The 21,399-nt window shown below is 48.9% G+C and carries 1 protein-coding gene; it reads right to left on the bottom strand.

Annotated features, from left to right (window positions below):
- Positions 1-164 precede the first annotated feature (164 nt).
- On the bottom strand, positions 165-21,398 hold the full coding sequence (locus BM358_RS26210) for a non-ribosomal peptide synthase/polyketide synthase (protein ID WP_143109554.1): 21,234 nt from the start codon (positions 21,396-21,398) through the stop codon (positions 165-167).
- Position 21,399 lies beyond the last annotated feature (1 nt).

Here is a 21,399-nt window from a genome sequence, read left to right as displayed (position 1 = left end):
TTCACCAAGTTCATAATTCAAACCACAAAAGCCGTAAATCTCCGGGGTTATTGGAGACTTGCGGCTTTTGTGGTTTGTTTAGATTGCCCCAAAGCCATTTGAAAGCTTCGGGGCAGTTTCCCTATTTTGAACTCGGAGCTTGTTTTTAATGCCTAAAGTGAGAATCAGGTGAACATTACTCCACTTCCGTCTGTTACTAGTAAGTTCGCTAGCTCAGTTTCCAACATCGCTTTAACGGTTTCTGGATTTTCTTCAAAAGGAAGTTCAAGTGATATTTGCAGTACGTTCTCTAGATGCTGAACAGTGAAGAAAATGATCGAATCCCGATGAAAGTCCCTCTCTTCTGGCAGCACATTTTTAAACAGTTGATATGTTTCCGACGCTTCGCCAAGGTAATTGAAGACAATAGGCAGTTTATTCAGGCTATGCTTTAGATACCGATTGGACTGCGGATACAACGATGTCATTTCGCCATTGTATATGAGATTTAAAAAATTCAGATTATGGGACACGGCCAACTGTATAGTTTTCCTGATCTCATCCCCCTGTTCATCCGCATCTGTAAGCAGTACTGGAATTTGGTCAATAAATTCACCTATAATATCAAAATATTGCTTGTCCTCATATGCCCGGCCATAATTGACGAGAAGAACAGGAACTTCGTCCACTTGCAAATATCTGCGGAAAAAGCGATTGGCCAGTCGTATAGCCAAGTCCCACATGTATTCGACCGCGTCGGAATCATTCCAATTCGCAAGTTCAACTGTCACATCTGTGCCCGTTGTGTAGCTGCGCCCATCGACTGCGAGGAAAATAGCATCCGAAGCAGTAGCGAATGCGGACAAGCGAAATTTGTCGACAATCTCTTGATCGCCCATACCCTGAGGTCCTTTGCGGACCTGACTCACATAATCACGGTAGCTTCCTGCTAGCTGCCCTTTTACATTGTTTATGTCATCATATGCACGGTACAACTCACTCTTAACGACCTCTCCGCTCATGTTATCATAGATGAGATGTGAACAAGGGAGCAGCAGCAAATGATCCCGTAAATTGAGGCGAACAAGCGCAATACGATATAACAAGTCTCCGGTTGTTTCATAAGGGTTCATAAAGAATGCAGGCAATATATGTGAGAGTATACGATTTTGCATCTCTGCATCGTAGTTCGATAAATCTATCATTGGAATGTCCATGCGCTCCTTCATGGACAACGTTTCCCATTCACATCCGATATCCGTTTGGACCAACACACTTCTAAAGAGTTCATGGCGCTCTATCAGGCGTTGCATGACTGCAGATAACCGTTCTACATCCAGCAGGTAACTATCAAAAGGAACGACACCTCCTGAGGGTTGCGGATGCTCCAAATGATAATGTTGAGCGGGAGCAAGCGCATAGCGTTGTAAAGGCTCTCCTGCTAGCATCGTGCTGTTCCATTGGTCATTCATCCGCAGCAGATGTTCCAGCCATTCCTCAGCATGCAGCTTCACTGCTTCATCGTCTACCATCGTATCTGTGTACAACTTTTCACAGCCAAGTACTTGGACAGCTTCTTCAAAAGGAAGCAAATGATGTGGATGAAGGTCAGGATGAAGGCGTGACAAAATGACTTTTTTCAGGGCCTCTGCTTGTACAGAATCGAAAGGATCTATGTGCAAAGTTAATTGATCTCGTCCTTCAACGGTTGTTGATTGGAAATGAGCATATACGTCATAAGCCTTTTCGATGATGTCTATTGCCTCGGCAATATCACGTGTTAGTATATCCGGCATCGAAGTGTCTGCTCGCATATACTCTGACATTTGGCGAATAGTCTGATATTGAAACACCTGATTAATTCCTATTTCAATGCCAACAGCCTTAGCCTGTGAAACCAATTGAATGGCTTTTAGGGAGTGTCCGCCTAAATTAAAATAGTTATCATCAATGCCAACAATACTGACACCCAAATTCTGCTTCCAAATATCTACCATATGTCGTTCCATGTCGGTTCGCGGGGCTGCATATTCAACACCTGTTTGAATGTCTCCATCCGGCGCAGGCAACGCTTTGCGGTCAATTTTCCCGTTTGGTGTCAGCGGGAAATGATCCAGTTGTACGACATAAGTCGGGATCATATAACCCGGCAGCTTGGGCTGCAGCAGGTTGCGCAGCTCTGGCAAATTCAGCGCCTCCGAGGCTACGACATACGCACACAAATCCTTGTCTCCGTCTTCGTCTTCCCAGGCGGTGACGATGGCTTTCTGAATGCCGTCCACGGTCAGCAGCTGTGCTTCCACCTCGCCCAATTCAATCCGGAAGCCCCGGATTTTGACCTGATCATCCATCCGGCCGATAAAGTCCACATTGCCATCCGGCATCCACCGCGCCAAATCGCCTGTGCGGTACAATCGTTCACCCGGTACATATGGGTTCGCTACGAATTTCTCGGCTGTCAGGTCTGCACGATTCAGGTAGCCTCGTGCCACCCCGGCTCCGCCAATGCACAGCTCACCCAGTACGCCGATCGGCACCGGATTCAGCTGGCTGTCCACGATATAGAAACGTGCGTTCAGCCACGCCTGACCAATCGGCACATTGCCGCTGCTTGGCAGCTTCGACAGCTCTTCGTCGTAGAAGCTAGAGTCGATTGCCGCTTCTGTGACACCATAGCTGTTCATAATGCGGATATCCGCGCCAAACCGTTCTTGCAGCACCCGGTAATCTGTCACGCTACAGCTATCCGAGCTGGTGATCAGCAATTCCAGACTGCTCATGTCCAGTCCCTGTTCATGCACATGTTGCATAAACGGTACGATCAGGGCCGGGGTCGATTCGAATACGGTAATCTGGTAATCGCGAATCCAGCCATACAAACGGCTAAAATCAATCCGGTCGTCTTTCGGACAAATGACCATCGTGCCGCCGTTATAGAGCGTCCGCGCGATATCTCCGACGAATACGTCGAACGAGAAGCTCGCCAGCTGCAGCAGTCGTACCGGAAACTCGCTCAGACGGTAATCTCGGCGATACGCCGCAGCCGTATTCACTAAGCTGCGATGCTCAATCATGACCCCTTTTGGACGTCCCGTTGTACCAGACGTGTAGATCACATACGCCAGATCCTGTGGTTCGTTGATGTGATCGACGTCTGTGATATCTCCGATGTACAGCGACTCATCATCCAACGCCAGCATAGACTGCAGACGTAGTCTGGTTGCCAGTTCGGATGCTGCTTCGCTATCAGGTGACGAAGTTGCTGTTCCATTCAGGGTTCCATGGAGAGTACCTGATTCCATCGTTTCAGCGCCAGCCGCTGTTTCTAACTCGGCTTCAGATTGCCCTCCGGCCAAGGCCTGTCGGCTTTCCTCCAGCCATGCCTGCGCACGGTCCTGCAAGCCCGTCTGGGTCAACAGTACCGTCGCACCGCTGTCCTCCAGCATGAAATGAATACGTTCTGATGGATAGTCTGCATCCAGCGGCACATATGCGCCTCCAGCTTTCCACACCGCCAAAACGCCGACCAGCATGTCCACCGAACGTTCACTTAAAATGCCGACAATCGACTCACGTCCAATGCCTTCATTCCGCAATCTACGCGCCAATTGGTTCGCACGCTCGTTCAGTTTCCGGTACGTAAGCTGCTGCTCCTCGTACACCACCGCCACGTGATCCGGCACAAGCTGTGCCTGTTCTTCCACAAAGGTATGGAATAAGGCTTCTGCTTCAACTGCAGCAACATCCGATACCCCTACATTTCCAAATCCATGGATGATTTGTGCTTTTTCCTCGGCAGGTACCATCTCCAAAGCTGCCAGTGGCTGCTGCGGATGAAGGGTAATTGCACGTACAAGTTCGGTAAAATGCTGTGCCAAGCGCGTGATGGTCTCAGGCTTGTACAGCGCCGTGCTGTATTCCAGACTGCAAACAATACCATCCGGCTGCTCCACTGCATCCAGAGTCAGATCAAATTTGGCCGTATTATTTTCCAGCGGATATGAATGTAAGGTCAGACCTTCCAGATGGAACTCCTGTTGCTCCAATGTTTTCAACTCAAACATCGTGTCAAACAATGCATTTCGGCTCGTATCCCGCGTTAAATTCAGCTTTTCAACCAGCTCTTCAAAAGGATAGTCCTGATGCTCATAAGCACTAAGCGCATGCTCTTTAACCTCTTGCAGATAATCAAGGAACGTTTTGTCGCCAGACGGATAATTGCGGATCGCCAGCGTGTTGATGAAAACACCTACGAGGCTCTCCAGTTCCGCATGCGGTCTTCCAGCAATCGGCGTTCCCACTACGATATCTTCTTGGCCTGTGTATTTATGCAAGAGCGTGGTGTATGCCGCCAGGAGCACCATATACAGGGTTGCGCCTGTTTGTGCCGCCAGTTCTTTCAGGCGTTCGCTAACTTCACGCTCCAGTCCGAATTCGATCGTATCCCCTGCCGTACTCTGCACTGCCGGACGGGCAAAGTCGGTTGACAGATCCAGCGCAGGTACTCCACCCCGGAAGGTGTCGAGCCAGTACGCTTCCTGACGCTGCATCCACTCCTGATGGGCTTCGCTTTGCTGCCATACTGCATAGTCTTTGTACTGAATCCGCAATGGTAATAGCTCTTCACCGCTATACAACCGGACAAATTCATCGGTCAGTACCTCCATCGACACACCATCCGAAACGATATGGTGCATGTCGAGCATGAGCAGATGCTGAGATTCCTGCTCTACTCCTTGTACGCCCAAGTCCACCAAGCCTACCCGCAGCAGTGGCACAGCTTTTAGATCAAACGGACGGACAAACTGCCGCACAAGCTCTTGTGCTTCCTGGCTGACTGTCGTGTCCGTAGCTGTAGCTGTGTCCTGATCTGTATCCGTAGTCGCACGCTCTGCCTGTACCTTCGTATATTCCACCTCAAACGACACCGTATCCTCAACCCATTGCATCGGCTCATTGTCCACCAGCTCAAAGCGAGTACGCAACGTCGCATGACGGGTGATTAATTGATGGAACGCGTCTTCTACCTGTTTCACATCCAGCGGTCCGCTCATTTGCAGCACCGACGGCATGTTGTAGTTCACATCATTCGGGTCGAACTGATGCAGCACATACAGTCGTTTTTGCGCCGAGGAAAGCGGGTAGAAGCTGCGTTCTTCCGTCACCGGAATGGACGCATACGCCACTTGATCCAGACCTTCTATGATCGCTGCCAGTTGTTCAATCGTTGGCGCTTCAAAAATACTGCGTAGTGGGAGCAGCTTGTTCAGCTCCTTGTGAATTTTTGAGGCCAGCGTCGTCGCCCGCAGCGAGTGTCCGCCAATCTCAAAGAAGTTTTCCTTCACCCCAACCTGCTCCAGACCCAGCACATCCTGCCAAATTTGTGCCAGCTTCACTTCCACCCATGTCCGCGGTGCGACATAATCAGCTCTGCTTTGCAGACTGTCTTCCGGTGCCGGCAGTGCCTTGCGATCAATTTTTCCGTTCGGTGTCAGCGGCATGTTCTGCAGTTGTATAAAATACGACGGTATCATATAGTTCGGCAATTTTTCATTCAGCAAATTCAACATCATACTGCCGCTGATTTCTTTTTCAGCTACGTAGTAAGCAGCCAAATGATAGTCTCCCTGCTGATCTGCACGAGCCATGACAATAGATTCTTTAACACCGTCCACCTTGATAATTTGCGCTTCAATCTCACCGAGCTCAATCCGATACCCGCGGATTTTGACCTGATGGTCAATCCTACCCAAATATTCAATGTTCCCATCTGGCAACCATCGTGCCAAGTCACCTGTACGGTACATTCGCTCATAGCCAACTTCCTCTGCTGCAAACAGATTGGCTACGAATTTTTCTTTTGTCAGCTCTGGACGGTGCAGATAGCCGCGTGCCAGACCCGGACCGGATACACACAACTCACCAGGGACTCCTGCAGGTGAAAGATTTCCGTGTGTATCCACCATATACACGCGGTGATTAGATACTGGCCGTCCGATGGATATAATTCCACCTGACTCAGAATTTTCTTCTGATACCGGCCAAAGAGACGTTGCAACGGAATTTTCGGTAGGACCATACGCATTGTAATAAGCCACCCGGTCCTTCCATTTGGACACCAGTTCTGCGGTAGAGGCCGATCCTGCTGTAAGCAGAACACGCAAATCAGGCATGCGATCAGGGTTCAGGTATACAGCATAGTTTGGCGGCAGCGTTGCAATTGTAATTCTGCAGGCAGCCATGTATTGCTCGAAACGTTCATAATTCAAAATAGTCTCGGAGGAAGGTATATACAATGTCGCTCCGCATAGTAAAGACTGGATTATTTCCGAGCATGATGTATCAAACGAATAACTGGCAAACATGACAACCCGATCGGACAAGCCAATACTCAATTTTTGCTCGAAGTAGGTTTTAAGATTACTAAGACCGTGATGCTCAAGCATTACTCCCTTAGGCTGACCTGTCGTCCCGGACGTATAGATGACATATGCTAGATCGTTTGGACCCGATACAGCCTCCAGATTCGAACCGTTCTGATGATATACGGGCAGCATTTCCCTGCGTACATCCGCTTTTCTTGTATCGGAAGCGACTCCGTCCTGTTCACCGTCAAGCACCAGCACTTTGCCTCCAAACAGCACCTTTTCCGTTAGGTGCTGTTGCGTTAACAACAGTTCCGTACCTGAGTCGTCCAGCATGTAGCGGATGCGTTCCTCCGGATAGGTTGGGTCTATCGGGATATATGCTCCCCCCGCCTTCAAAATTCCCAATATGCCCACAATCATATCTACGGAACGCTCTGTCATCAGACTAACCAGACTATCGGCTTTCACGCCATAGCTGCGTAAAGTACGGGCCAGACGGTTTGCGCGCTCGTTCAATTCATGGTAGGTCAATTGTTGACCTTCAAAATATACCGCTGTCTGATCCGAAGTCTGCAAAACCTGTTCCTCGAACAGTCCGTGAATTGTTTGTTCACGCGAATACTCTGCCGTGGTATTTCCCCACACCTGGATGATGTGCTCCCGCTCGTGCTTAGTCAACAGATCCATTGCCTCAATTAAACTATCCGGATTCGCTATAATTTGATCCAGCAACCGCAGTAGATGTCCTTGAATCTGCGACACACTCTGATGATCATACACCTGGGCATTGTAGGAAAAATCAATTCGTAGCGTATCTCCCTGAAGTACTATGATGCTTAAATCGTAGCTTTCTTGCTCAGTATTGGCCTCTTCCAAAGTAGTCTCAAACACCATTCTATGGCCAAAGAGGGCCAGTTGTTGCACTTTCGTTGTAACCAATTCAGACATTGGCAAATGTTCATATACCGCAGATTCATCGGTTTGCTGCTGCACACTTCTCATCAACCCGATAAAGTTAGCTCCTGCTTCGGTTCGAATGCGAACTGGTAAGGTGTGGTTACCCAGTCCAATTGAATGCTTCGAATCCAATTTATCTGTCAAAGGACTTGATATGGAGCAAGCGAACACCACATCATCTGTACCGTTATACTTTTGTAATAAAATTCCCCAGGCTGTCTGCAGTAGCGTATTTGTCGTCACCTGCTCATTCAGTGCAATTCGCTGCAGTGCCACCGTTCGTTCAACATCCAAATTAATCTCCAAATGCTCTGTCTGATATGGACTGCGTCCCATCAGATTGGCATATGGCAATTGAGGTGCTTCTTCATAGCCTTCGAGCAGAGTACTCCAGTAGCGAGAAGCCTTTAGGATGTCCCTATGTTTTTTTAGAATCCCTTTGTCTTCTTCCGAAATCAGCGTCAATTCGCCCAGCTTAGTATTGGGATTGGCTACAACGGTTTTAACCAACTGTACAAAATGCCTTGCCATGCTTTCTACCGTTTCCCGTTTAAACAAAGATGTAGCGTACAGAAATTGGAGTTGAATAGATGCTTCCTCCTCATTAACTTCAAGCGTCAGATCGAATTTCGCAGAAACCTGATCTATGTCAAAAGAGCGGAAGAACAACTTGTCCAACTTCACTTCCTTTTTCTCCACATTCTGCAATACAAACATTGTGTCGAACAACGGATTACGGCTCATATCTCGTTTCAGGTCGAGCTTTTCCACCAGCTCCTCAAACGGATAATCCTGATGCGCATATGCTTGCAGTGCACACGTCTTGGCGTCCTCAATGCAGTTATAAAACGTCTGTTCAGCGTGAGGATGATTGCGTAATGCGAGCGTGCCGACAAACATACCGAGCATAGGCTCCAGGTCAGCATGCGGTCTACCTGCAATCGGAGTACCGACAATGATGTCTTCCTGCCCTGTGTAATAATGCAGCAATGCTGTATAAGCAGCCATAAGTACCATGTACAGCGTAGAATCCGTATGCACCGCCAGTTCCTTTAAACGCTGAGTCAATTCCAGTCCCATTTCAAATTCAACAGCGTCACCTTTCGTACATCGTGTTGCCGGACGCTCAAAATCAGTTGGCAAATCCAGTTGAGGCAAATCACCACTAAATCTATTCAGCCAGTACTCTCCCTGACTCTTTATTCGCTCCTGCTGAGTTTTGCTATGCTGCCACACAGCATAGTCCGTATATTGAATACGCAGCGGAGATAATACTTCACCGCTATATAAGCGGGCAAAATCACCAGCTAATATTTCAATGGATACCCCGTCTGAAACGATGTGGTGCATATCAAGCATCAATAAGTGCTGCGGCTCCTGTCCTTCTTCGTCCAATCCCCATTTGACCAGCTTTACACGTAGCAACGGAGCGATCCTCAAGTCAAATGGGCGTACAAAGGAACGGGCATGTTCTTCTGCTAAATTCTCAAGCATAAGTTCATTGGATTCTGTCCGCAGTTCTGATATTGTGGCATATTCCAACTCAAAGTGAATCGTATCATGAACCCGCTGCATCGGCACACCATTTATCAGTTCAAAGCTTGTCCGGAGGGCCACGTGACGTGAAATTAATTGATGGAATGCCTCTTCCACCTGTTTCATATCTATCGGACCGATTACTCTCAGTGCTGATGTGGTGTTATAGCTTATTCCATCCGGATCCAGCTGGTGAAGCACATACATCCGTGTCTGTGCGAAAGAAAGCGGGTAAGTGTCGCGTTTTTCCGTCACCGGAATGGATGCATATGTGATTTGATCCTGCTCTTCAAGCAAGGCGGCTAATTTTTCAATCGTCGGTGCCTCAAATATGTTTTGCAAATCCATCGGTTTGTTTAAATCTTTACGAACTCTAGAAGTCAGTGTCGTCGCCCGCAGCGAATGACCACCAATTTCAAAGAAATTTTCGTTGATGCCTACTTGTTGTAGACCCAGTACATCCTGCCAGATGTCTACCAATTTTATTTCCATCCACGTTCGCGGTGCAACATGGTCGGCCAAACGACCTTCTGGTATCGGCAGTGCCTTTCGATCAATTTTACCGTTTGGTGTAAGAGGTACGTTCTGCAATTGAATGAAATGTGAAGGGACCATATAATTCGGGAGTTCTTCATTTAACATCTTACGAAGCTCGCTCCCCGTCACTTCCCGTTCCGCTACATAATAAGCAACGAGTTCGTGTTGGTTTTGGCTATTTGCATGTGCCAGTACGATGACCTCTTGCATGCGATCTGCCTTCAGCATAGCGGCCTCAACTTCGCCCAGTTCAATCCGGTAACCACGAATTTTGACCTGCTGGTCGATCCGGCCCAGGTACTCAATGTTGCCGTCCGGCATCCATCTCGCCAGGTCGCCTGTCCGATACATGCGTTCATAGCCCGCTTCCCCATCTGCAAACGGATTGGTCACAAATTGGTCTGCCGTTAATTCCGGACGGTGCAGATAACCGCGTGCCAGTCCTGGGCCGGATACGCACAGTTCACCAGGGATTCCTGACGGTGAAAGCTGTCCATGTGCATCGACCATATACACGCGGTGATTCGGTACAGGACGTCCGATTGAGATACACATTCCTGCTTCGGGACCTTCCGGTGAGAGCCAAATAGACGTTGTTATGGAATTTTCCGTTGGACCGTAGGCATTGTAGTATGTCACATGATCCTTCCATTTGGATACCAATTCTGGTGAGGCAGCCGAACCGCCTGTAAACAGGATGCGCAGATCCGGCATTCGTTCCGGATTCAAGTATACAGCATAGGTCGGCGGCAATATCGTAATTGTAATTCGATGATCCGCCATATACTGCTCAAACTTGTCATAGCTGAGAATGGTTTCTGATGTCGGAATGCATAAAGTGGCCCCGTTGAAGAGCGCCTGAAGCATTTCCCAGATCGAAGCATCAAAGGAATAGCTGGCAAATGATACGACACGATCCGAGCCGCTGATCCGCAGCGTCTCCCTGAAGTACGTATGCAGATTGCAGAGTCCACGATGCTCAAGCATGACTCCCTTAGGCTGGCCTGTCGTTCCGGACGTATAAATCACATACGCTAGGTTATGAGGACCGGATATGGCCTCCAAATTCGTACCATCCCTGTGATATACGGACACAGGGTTCCCTTTTGCTTCAGCCGAACTTGCATCCACAGTGGCTTCGTCCATTTCTGCGTCCAACAGCAGTACCTTGCCCCTAAATTCCACTTTTTCCACTAAATGCTGCTGCGTTAACAGCAGTTCCGTGCCTGAATCGTCCAGCATATAGCGGATGCGGTTCTCCGGATAAGTCGGATCGACCGGAATGTAGGCGCCCCCTGCCTTCAAAATACCCAAGATGCCGACAATCATGTCAATCGATCGCTCTGTCATTAGGCCGACCAGACCGTCTGCCATCACACCGTTGCTGCGTAAAGTACGCGCCAAACGGTTCGCCCGCTCATTTAATTCACGGTAGGTCACTTGCGCTCCTTCAAAATATACTGCTGCCTGCTCCGGTGTCTGCATGACCTGCTCCTCAAACAATCCGTGAATCGTCTGCTCACGTGGATATGCTGCTGTCGTGTCACACCAAGCACCCAGCATTTGCTCGCGTTCTTGCGCGGTTAATATATCCAGCTCGCAAATCCGGCCAGCTGGATTTACCTTGATTTGCTCCAGCAGTTGCAGCAGATGCCCCTGAATCTGTTCTACCCTTTCGTAATCATATACCTGGGCATTGTAACCAAAATGAACCCGTAGCGTCTCTCCCGGTAACACCACGATGTTAAAATCATAATTCGTCTGCTCAACTGCATCTACTCCGGTTATTTTAAAATCAGCTTCTTCCCTTTCACCTAATTGCTCAATTTGTTCATCCATCGGATAGTTCTCAAATACCATAATATGATTAATCAGTTCCACTTTTTGCTCAGCCTGTGCCTGAATCTCATAGAGTGGGAACGTTTCGTATGTTCCTGAAGCAAGCGCCTGTCGCTGAGTTTGCTTCATCAGCTCTGTAAATGCAGTTGCTTGTCCGCCTTGAATACGGACGGGGACCGTGTTAATGAATAGTCCAATCATCTGCTCTACTCCGGCAATGTCCGCTGGGCGTCCAGAAACCACGCTCCCGAAAACAACATCCTCTGTGCGATTATACTTTTGTAATAAAACACCCCAGGCCGTTTGCATCAGCGTATTTATCGTTACCTGTTCTTGCTTTGCTAGTTGCAGCAAGGCCCTTGTCAGGTCTATACCTAAATCAAATTCTAGATATTCGGCCTCATATCCCTGGGTCTTCCCTGTTTTGGCCTGCGGCAAGACCGCCGTTTCCTCATAGCCCCACAGGTAACCGCTCCAATACTCCGCTGCTTCCTGACGGTTCTGCCTCTCCAGCCATTCGATGTATCGACTGTATGGTGTTACCACCGGCAATTGCGGTGGCTTCCCCTCTGTAAGAGCGGTATATCCTCCAAAGACCTCATTGGTGACCAGTGACAAGCACCAGCCGTCCATTATGATGTGGTGGAAACTCCATACAAAATGGTATGAATCGTCTGATGTACGCAAGATAGATACACGCATCAGTGCATCCTTTGCCAGATCAAAGCCTCTCTGCTGATCTCGACGCGTGAACTCCTCAATATACTGCTCTTGCGCCGTCTTCTCCTTCTCACGTATATCCTCTACGTACAGTTCTCCGCGTTTATTCCGGTACACCACTTGCAACGGCTGGTCCTGCAAATCGCTCCGGAAGTTGGTCCGCAGTGCTGAATGACGCTTTACCAGCAAGTCCAGACTGGCAGCGAATGCAGTGAGATCCAGCGTTCCCTTCAGTTCAAAGGTGGACTGCTCCACATAGGCGCTCGATTGGAAATCCAGCATGTTGTGAAACAGCATGCCTTTTTGCATCGGCGTCATGGGGTACATATTCTCAAGCTCTTCGTCAGACTGAATCTGCTCCACCATCCGGTTCAGTTCTTCAAGGCTTAAGTCTGAAAGCAGCACATCACTTGGCGTCAATTCGGATTGCTCCCGAGATGCACAATGCTGAACTACTTCCAGCACGTTCTGCTTGAATTGCTCTGCTAGTTGCTCAGCAGCATTTTGTTGGAGTGCCTTAATGTTGTATTGAATACTTAATTCCAGCATGCCATCTGTAACGAGTCCTCCCACGTCCATAACACAGGACATTTGGGTCAGTTCATGAGTACTGGCTCCGCTGGAATATGGAGAAAAATGCATGCCGCTATGCTGCAGTGTCTGATCAAATTCGCCCAAATAATTAAAGCTTATCTGTGGCTCGGCATATGTTGCCCCGGACGGTCCATTCTGGCTGAGATATCTCCAGATGCCATACCCAATTCCTTTACGTGGAATGCTTCGCAGCATCTCCTTCATCCGTTTGATGTGCCCGGAGATATCATCTTCCCGGTTAATCCGCAGCAGTACCGGGTATTGACTCGTAAACCAGCCAATCGTCCGTGATATATCCGTATCCTTTAGGATTTCTTCCCGGCCATGGCCTTCGAGAAGAATCGCTACCTTTTCATTGCCAGTCCAAGCGCTTAACGTCTTGCCGAGTCCCGTCAACAACAGATCATTCACTTCTGTGTTGTACGCGCGGTGGGCTTGCTTCAGTAATTGGTCAGTCTCTTCCTTCGTAAGCCTCACATTTACGATACCCATGTCTTGCTGCATAAACCTATCGCTATGCTCTTGGGACACTGGAAGTTGGGGCGACTCGGATACCGCCAGTTCATTCACTTGCTCCCAGTATGCGTGCTCACTTTCCATCTCAGGACTGTCGGCATAGGCTGACAACCGCTCCGACCAGACCCGGAAGGAGTCTGTTTTGGCAGGAAGCTGTATGGCTTCTCCACGTACAGCCTGCTCATAGGCATTCGACAAATCCTCCAACAGTATCCGCCACGATACGCCGTCTAGCGACACGGGCAGAGGTCCTTCATCCAGTCGGATGCTACTCTGAATAGTACTGGCCCGGGCTTCTATAACTTGACCCAATACGGGACCGATCGGCACGTCTTTGAAATCGGCCACTTCCAGATCATACAGCGCCCCTTCCTCCGCTCTGCGGTTCCACGCTTCCCAGCCTTGCTCCGCCTTGCGGAACACCATCCGCAATGCATCATGGTGCACCACCAACTGCGTCAGTGCCTGACGTAGCGGCTCTTCCTCGAATCCCTGCTCCCGGTGAAGCATAACCGCCTGATTAAAGTGGTCCGGCACAGGCTGTCCTTGCTCCACAAACCACTGCTGAATCGGCGTCAGCAGCACAGCTCCGCTAACCTCTTCCTGATCAGCTAATTGGGTATCCGACACACGCAGGTGCGTAGCTAGCTCAGCAACCTCAGGGTACTTAAACAGGTCTTTAATATCCAGCTTGTATCCTGCCTGCAGCAAGCGTGAGGATACCTGAATCGCCTTGATCGAGTCCCCGCCCCGATCAAAAAATTGATCCGTCAATCCGACCGGACCGCCGCCCAGCACAGCCTCCCACACATGGGCCAGCGCCTGCTCCTCTGCTGTCTGCGGAGCCCTATATTCCTGCGTGGAGCGGGAAATCTGTTCCGGTGCCGGCAATGCCTTACGGTCGATTTTGCCGTTGGGTGTGAGCGGCATTTGCTGCATCTGAACAAAGTACGAGGGAACCATATAATTCGGGAGTTCTTCACTCAGCTGCTTGCGAAGCTCACTCCCCGTCACTTCCTGTTCTGCCACGTAATAGGCAACCAGTTCGTGTTGGTTTTGGATTGTCGCATGGGCCAGTACGCTGACCTCTTGGATACGATCTATTTTCAGCATAGCCGACTCGACCTCGCCCAGCTCAATTCGGTAGCCGCGAATTTTAACTTGTTGATCCATCCGTCCAGCGTATTCTAATGTACCGTCTTCACGCCAGCGAACAAGGTCTCCCGTGCGGTACAGGCGATCTCCGTCCACCCACGGATTAGCAAGAAATCTCTCAGCCGTCAATTCAGGACGGTTCAAGTAACCGCGTGCGACTCCGTCTCCGCCAACAACCAGCTCACCCCATGCTCCAATCGGCTGCAGGTTAAACGCCGAATCGACCACATACGCCGTCGAATTGCGGATAGGACGCCCGATCGGCACAGAATCAAGCTGTTCTTCCTTAATATGATAAGCCGTCGAAAAAGTAGTATTTTCCGTTGGTCCATAGCCGTTAATGATATTCATGTCCGGATTATCCCGTAACACCCGGTTAATATGCGGCGCAGACAGCACGTCGCCTCCGACCAGCAAATACTTCACATCTCCGAACAATTTACTGTCCTGCTGCGAAAGCTGATTAAATAGCGGTGTAGTCAGCCACATCATGGTGATGCGATGATCCCGTATGGTCTCCTTGAGCTTAGCTGCGTCCAAAAGATCATCCTTATGCACGAGTACAAGCTGACCACCGTTCAGTAGCGCCCCCCAAATTTCAAACGTAGACACATCAAATACAAATGCGCAAGTCTGCAACATTCGAATTGATTCATCGAACGGCACATAATCCGTATTACGTACCAATCGCACGACACTTTGATGCTCAACAACGACGCCCTTAGGCTTGCCAGTTGATCCCGAGGTATAGATGACATAAGCAGCATGTTCGCCCGCTCCATCTATCCCCAAATTGGAAGCATCCGAACTGTAGGACGTATCATCATTCAGATTGACAATCTGTCCATCAAAATAGCAACGATCCAGTAAATCTTGTTGAGTCAGCAGCAGTTTGGCTCCCGAATCCTCCAGCATATAGCGAATACGATCTTCGGGATATTGAGGATCTATCGGCACATACGCGCCTCCAACCTTCAAAATAGCCAACGTTCCGATAATCATATCCAACGAACGCTCCGTTAGAATGCCGACAGGCTCATCGGCCTTCACTCCAGCAGTCTGTAGCGTATGCGCTAATCGGTTAGCCTTCTCATTGAGTTCCCGATAGGTCAACGATTGATGATCCAAAGTGACGGCCACGTGATCTGGCGTACGTTCAGCCTGCTCCTCAAACAGCTTTTGGATTGTCTGATTGCGCGGATATACAGAAGCCGTGTCGTTAAACTCGCCTGTAATCTGTTGTCTTTCCGTCGTTGTCACCATTTCCAGTTCTTCAACGCGAATATACGGGTTGAACGAAATTTGCTCCAGCAGACGGGCAAAATGTCCATACAGACGCTCAAGCCTGGTTTGATCAAAGCTCAATGCGTTATACATAAAACGAATCTTGATGCCTTCTCCCGGCATCACGACAACATTCAAATCGTAGTTGGTTTGTTCTGTGACCACCACGTTCGAAATCGTGAATGGTTCCTGCCCATCACTTCCCAGCTGTTCTACCTGCTGTTCCACCGGATAATTTTCGAATACCATAATGTGCTTGATTAAATCCTGCTTCTGCTCGGTCAGTGCCTGAATTTCATATAGCGGGAAAGTGTCATAGGCATTGGCAGAAAGCGCCTGCCTCTGAGTTTGCTTCATTAACTCAGCAAATGCAGTTGCCGGTCCACCTTGAATACGGACTGGTATGGTATTAATGAAAAGTCCGATCATTTGCTCTACTCCCGCAATGTCCGCTGGACGTCCCGATACCACACTACCGAAAACGACATCCTCTGTGCGGTTATATTTTTGCAGCAAAACACCCCAGGCTGTTTGCATCAGCGTATTTATCGTCACCTGTTCTTGCTTTGCCAGCTTCTGAAGTTCCGCCGTCAGGTCTATACCTAAATCAAATTCCAGATATTCAGCCTCATATCCCTTCGCCTTCCCTGTTTTGGCCTGAGGCAAGACCGTCGTCTCCTCATGGCCCTGCAGATAACTACTCCAATACTCCGCTGCTTCCTGACGGTTCTGCTCCTCCAGCCATTCGATGTATCGACTGTATGGTGTTACCACAGGGAATTGCGGTGGCTTTCCTTCTGTAAGGGTGGTATATCCTCCAAAGACCTCATTGGTGACCAGTGACAAGCACCAGCCGTCCATTATGATGTGATGGAAGCTCCATACAAAATGGTATGAATCGTCTGATGTACGGAAGATGGATACCCTCATCAGCGTATCCTTTGCCAGATCAAACCCCTTCTGCTGATCCCGACGCGCGAACTCCTCGATATACTGCTCCTGCGCCGCCTTCTCCTTCTCACGTATATCCTCCACGTACAAATCTCCGCGTTTACTCCGGTATACCACTTGCAAGGGCTCATCCTGCAAATCGCTCCGGAAGTTAGTCCGCAGTGTTGAATGACGCTGCACCAGCAAGTCCAGACTGGCAGCAAACGCTACGAGATCCAGCGTTCCCTTCAGTTCAAAGGTGGACTGCTCCACATACGCACTGGACCGGGAATCCAGCATGTTGTGGAACAGCATGCCTTTTTGCATCGGCGTCATGGGGTATATATTCTCAAGCTCTCCGTCAGGCTGAATCTGTTCCACCATCCGGTCCAATGCTTCCAGGCTTATACCCGGAAGCAGCACATCACTCGGCGTCAATTCAGAACGCTCCCGTGATACACAGTGGCGAATCACTTCCAACACGTTCTGCTTGAGCTCCCTGGCTAGTTTTACTACATTATCTTCCTGTAATACTTTTGTGTTATAACGAATATCCAGTTCAAGCATTTCATCTGTTACAATGCCCCCCACATCCAGGGAACACGGCATACGGGTCTGTTCGTTAACATCTGCTCCACTGGAGTACGGTGACATGCGCGTTTCGCCGTGCTGTAGCGTTTGATCAAATTCGCCCAAATAATTAAAGCTGATCTGTGGCTCGGCGTATGTTGCCTCGGACGGTCCGTTCTGGCTGAGATATCTCCAGATGCCGTATCCAATCCCTTTATGTGGAATGCTGCGCAGCATCTCCTTCATCCGTTTGATGTGCCCGGAGATATCATCTTCCCGGTTAATCCGCAGCAGCACTGGGTATTGACTTGTAAACCAGCCGACCGTTCGTGATATATCCGTATCCTTCATGATTTCTTCCCGGCCATGGCCTTCCAGAAGAATTGCAACCTGCTCACTGCCAGACCAAGTGCTTAACGTCTTGCCGAGTGCCGTCAGCAACAGATCGTTCACTTCTGTGTTGTACGCGCGATGGGCCTGCTTTAGCAGTTGATCAGTCTCTTCTTTCGTGAATTTCAAGCTCAAAGTAGCTGTGTTATTTATGGTCAATGGTTTTTTATTATAATCCAGCAATTCTGAAAGTTTTAAAGACTCGTATGCCGTCAATTCATTCAATTGCTCCCAGTATACGTGCTCACTTTCCATCTCAGGGCTGTCGGCATAGGCTGACAACCGCTCCGACCAGACCCGGAAGGAGTCTGTTTTGGTCGGGAGCTGTATGGTTTCTCCACGTACAGCCTGCTCATAGGCATTCGACAAATCCTCCAACAGTATCCGCCACGATACGCCGTCTACCACCATATGATGAATAGCCAGTAGCAGATGGTCCCCATCAGCGCAGTGGAACAGGCCCACTTTCAACAGAGGTCCTTCATCCAGTCGGATGTTACTCTGAATAGTGCTGGCCCAGGATTCTATAGCTTGACCCAATGTGGGACCGATCGGCACGTCTTTGAAATCGGCCACTTCCAGATCATACAGCTTTCCTTCCTTCACTCCGCGGTTCCACGCTTCCCAGCCTTGCTCTGCCTTGCGGAACACCATCCGCAACGCATCATGGTGCACCGCCAACTGCGTCAGTGCCTGGCGTAGCGGCTCTTCCTCGAATCCCTGCTCCCGGTGAAGCATAACCGCCTGATTAAAGTGGTCCGGCACAGGCTGCTCTTGTTCCACAAACCACTGCTGAATCGGTGTCAGCAGCACAGCTCCGCTGACCTCTTCCTGATCAGCTAATTGGGTATCCGACACACGCAGGTGCGTAGCTAGCTCAGCAACCTCAGGGTACTTAAACAAGTCTTTGATATCCAGCTTGTATCCTGCCTGCAGTAGGCGTGAGGATACCTGAATCGCCTTGATCGAGTCCCCGCCCCGATCAAAAAATTGATCCGTCAATCCGACCGGACCGCCGCCCAGTACAGCCTCCCACACATGAGCCAGAGCCTGCTCCTCTGCTGTCCGCGGAGCCCTATATTCCTGCGTGGAACGGGAAATCTGTTCCGGTGCCGGCAATGCCTTGCGGTCGATTTTGCCGTTGGGTGTGAGCGGCATTTGCTCCATCTGAACAAAGTGCGAGGGAACCATATAATTCGGGAGTTCTTCACTTAACTGCTTGCGAAGCTCGCTCCCCGTCACTTCGCGTTCCGCCACGTAGTAGGCAACCAGTTCGTGTTGGTTTTGGCTGTTAGCATGTGCCAGTACGATGACCTCTTGCATGCGATCTGCCTTCAGCATAGCCGTCTCAACTTCGCCCAGTTCAATCCGGTAACCGCGAATTTTGACCTGATGGTCAATCCGGCCCAGGTACTCAATGTTGCCGTCAGGCAACCATCTTGCCAGGTCGCCTGTCCGATACATGCGTTCATAGCCCGCTTCCCCACCTGCAAACGGATTGGTCACAAATTGTTCAGCCGTTAATTCCGGACGGTGCAGGTAACCGCGTGCCAGTCCTGGGCCGGATACACACAACTCCCCTGCTATTCCAGCAGGTAAAAGATGACCAAGAGCATCGATCATGTACACCCGGTGGTTGGGTACGGGACGTCCTATGGAAATGGTATCGATTGCTCCGGGGTGCTCCGACACCGGCCAAATGGACGTTGCTACCGAGTTTTCTGTCGGTCCGTAACCATTAAAATAGGAGACCTGATCCTTCCACTTGGTTACGAGCTCCATCGAGGAAGCGGAACCAGCGGTGAACAGAATACGCAGATCCGGCATTCGTTCTGGGTTTAGATACACGGCGTAGGTAGGAGGTAATGCTGCCACCGTAATTTTATGATCCGCCATGTACTGTTCAAACTGGTTGTAGTTCAGTATGATTTCCGAAGTAGGCACGTAAAGTGTCGCGCCACAAAATAGCGCCTGGAATATTTCCCAGCAGGCAGCATCAAATGCGTAGCTCGCAAACAGTAGGGCACGATCTAACGGACTTATCTGCAATGTTTCATCAAAATACGTTTTCAGGTTACACAATCCATGGTGCTCCAGCATTACACCTTTAGGCTGTCCTGTAGTACCTGAAGTGTATATGACATAGGCTAGATCGTTTGCTCCTGATACAGCCTCCAGATTTGACCCTTCCATGTGATATATAGTTGGATCTTCATCCAATACTAGGACTTTTCCTCCAAAAGCGGCCTCTTTGACCTTTTCCACAAGATGGCTTTGCGTCAAAAGCAGGTCTGCACCGGAATCGTCAAATATATAACGGATACGTTCCTCTGGATATGACGGATCGATGGGTACATATGCCCCTCCTGCTTTAAGAATAGCGAGGATGCCGACCACCATATCTATAGAACGATCAGTCATGAGTCCAACCAGCCGATCGGTTGTTGTGCCGCAACTACGTAGGGTACGAGCTAGTCGGTTAGCACGTTCATTCAGCTCAGCATAAGTCAGACTGGAGTTCTCACAGACAACCGCTATTGTCTTCGGTGTCTTTTCTACTTGTTTTTCAAAACAAAGATGGATGGTATCACTAGAAGGATATGAGATCTGTACTCCGCTAAATTGGGATAAAACCTGACTTTTCTCTTCCGTCGTCAGAAATTCCAAATCGGAAATCAGTAGATCCGGCTGTTGAACAATCTGTTCCAGTCCCCGTTTAAGATGAGCTGCAATTAGCCTAATCCAATTTTCAACGTAAACCAGCCGATTGTAACTAAAAGTAACTTCATACTGTGATCCAGGAACGACAATCACATTAAAATCATAGTTGGTCTGTACAATATCCTCCACGTCGGTGACCTGAAGTGTATCAGGCCCTTTTTCCGCATGAATAAGCTCCTCTGAATAAGGATAGTTCTCAAAAACAACAATATGACGGACTAAATTTTGTTTCAAATCCGTGTGATTCTGAATATCTGCCAAGGAAGAATAAGAGTACTGAGTAGACTCGATGTTGGAGTTTTGTACAGATATCAGCAGATCTGAGAATTTCTGGTCCGCATAACTGGTTATGCGTGTTGGTATTGTGTTAATGAACAATCCAACCATATTTTCAATTCCCGGAACTTCATCTGGTCTGCCGGATACTACGGACCCGAACACAACATCCCGGCTGTGGTTGTACATTTGAAGCAATAATCCCCATACCGTCTGAAATACAGTGCTGACTGTCGTGTGGTAGTGTTTAGCTATTCTCTCCATTCCTTGAGTCAGTTCTTTCCCCAGCTTGCATGTGTAACGTTCTGCTTCGAAGATTGGATTCAATGGACGGTTATAACCCGGCAAAATTGTTTCATTTTCAAGCCCATTTAAATACCCCTGCCAATAGGCTGTCGCTTCTTCCTTGTCCTGTTGCTCCAGCCACTGAATAAAACTGCTGTACGGATATACCGTATCCAATTGTGCAGGCACTCCGGACCGAAGGGAAGTATAGATGGTGAAAAATTCCTGGGCTACCGTTCCCATGCACCAACCATCCATTATAATGTGATGAACACTCCAGACAAGTCTGGAAGACTCATCACTCCATTCAAACAGGGCAAGCCGAATCGGAACATCTTTTTCCAAGTCAAAACCCGCTTGACGCTCTGCCTTTAAAAAGTCAGTAAAATGCTCTCTTTTCTCAGCTTCAGGAAAAACACTGATATTTTCGAAATGAACCGGCATCGCTTCACGTTCTTCCAAGACAATTTGAAGCGGACGTTCTGTTTCTTTATACATAAAAATGGTACGGAATATATCATATCGATTCATGAGTTGCTGCAAGCTTTGCTGAACCAAATAAACATCTAGCACTTCATTAAAGGTAATAACGGTCTGCTCAAAGTAAGCTTCTGATTTTGCGTCGAGGATGGAATGAAACAACATTCCCTCCTGCATCGGGGATAGCGGATAGATATCTTTAATATTTACCTGTGCCAAATCATTCACCTTTCCTTTATCCATGCAGAATTTGAGTTTCAAC

This window comes from Paenibacillus sp. cl130, assembly GCF_900116035.1.
Lineage (GTDB): Bacteria > Bacillota > Bacilli > Paenibacillales > Paenibacillaceae > Paenibacillus > Paenibacillus polymyxa_B.
This window is presented reverse-complemented; position numbering and strand designations above follow the sequence as displayed.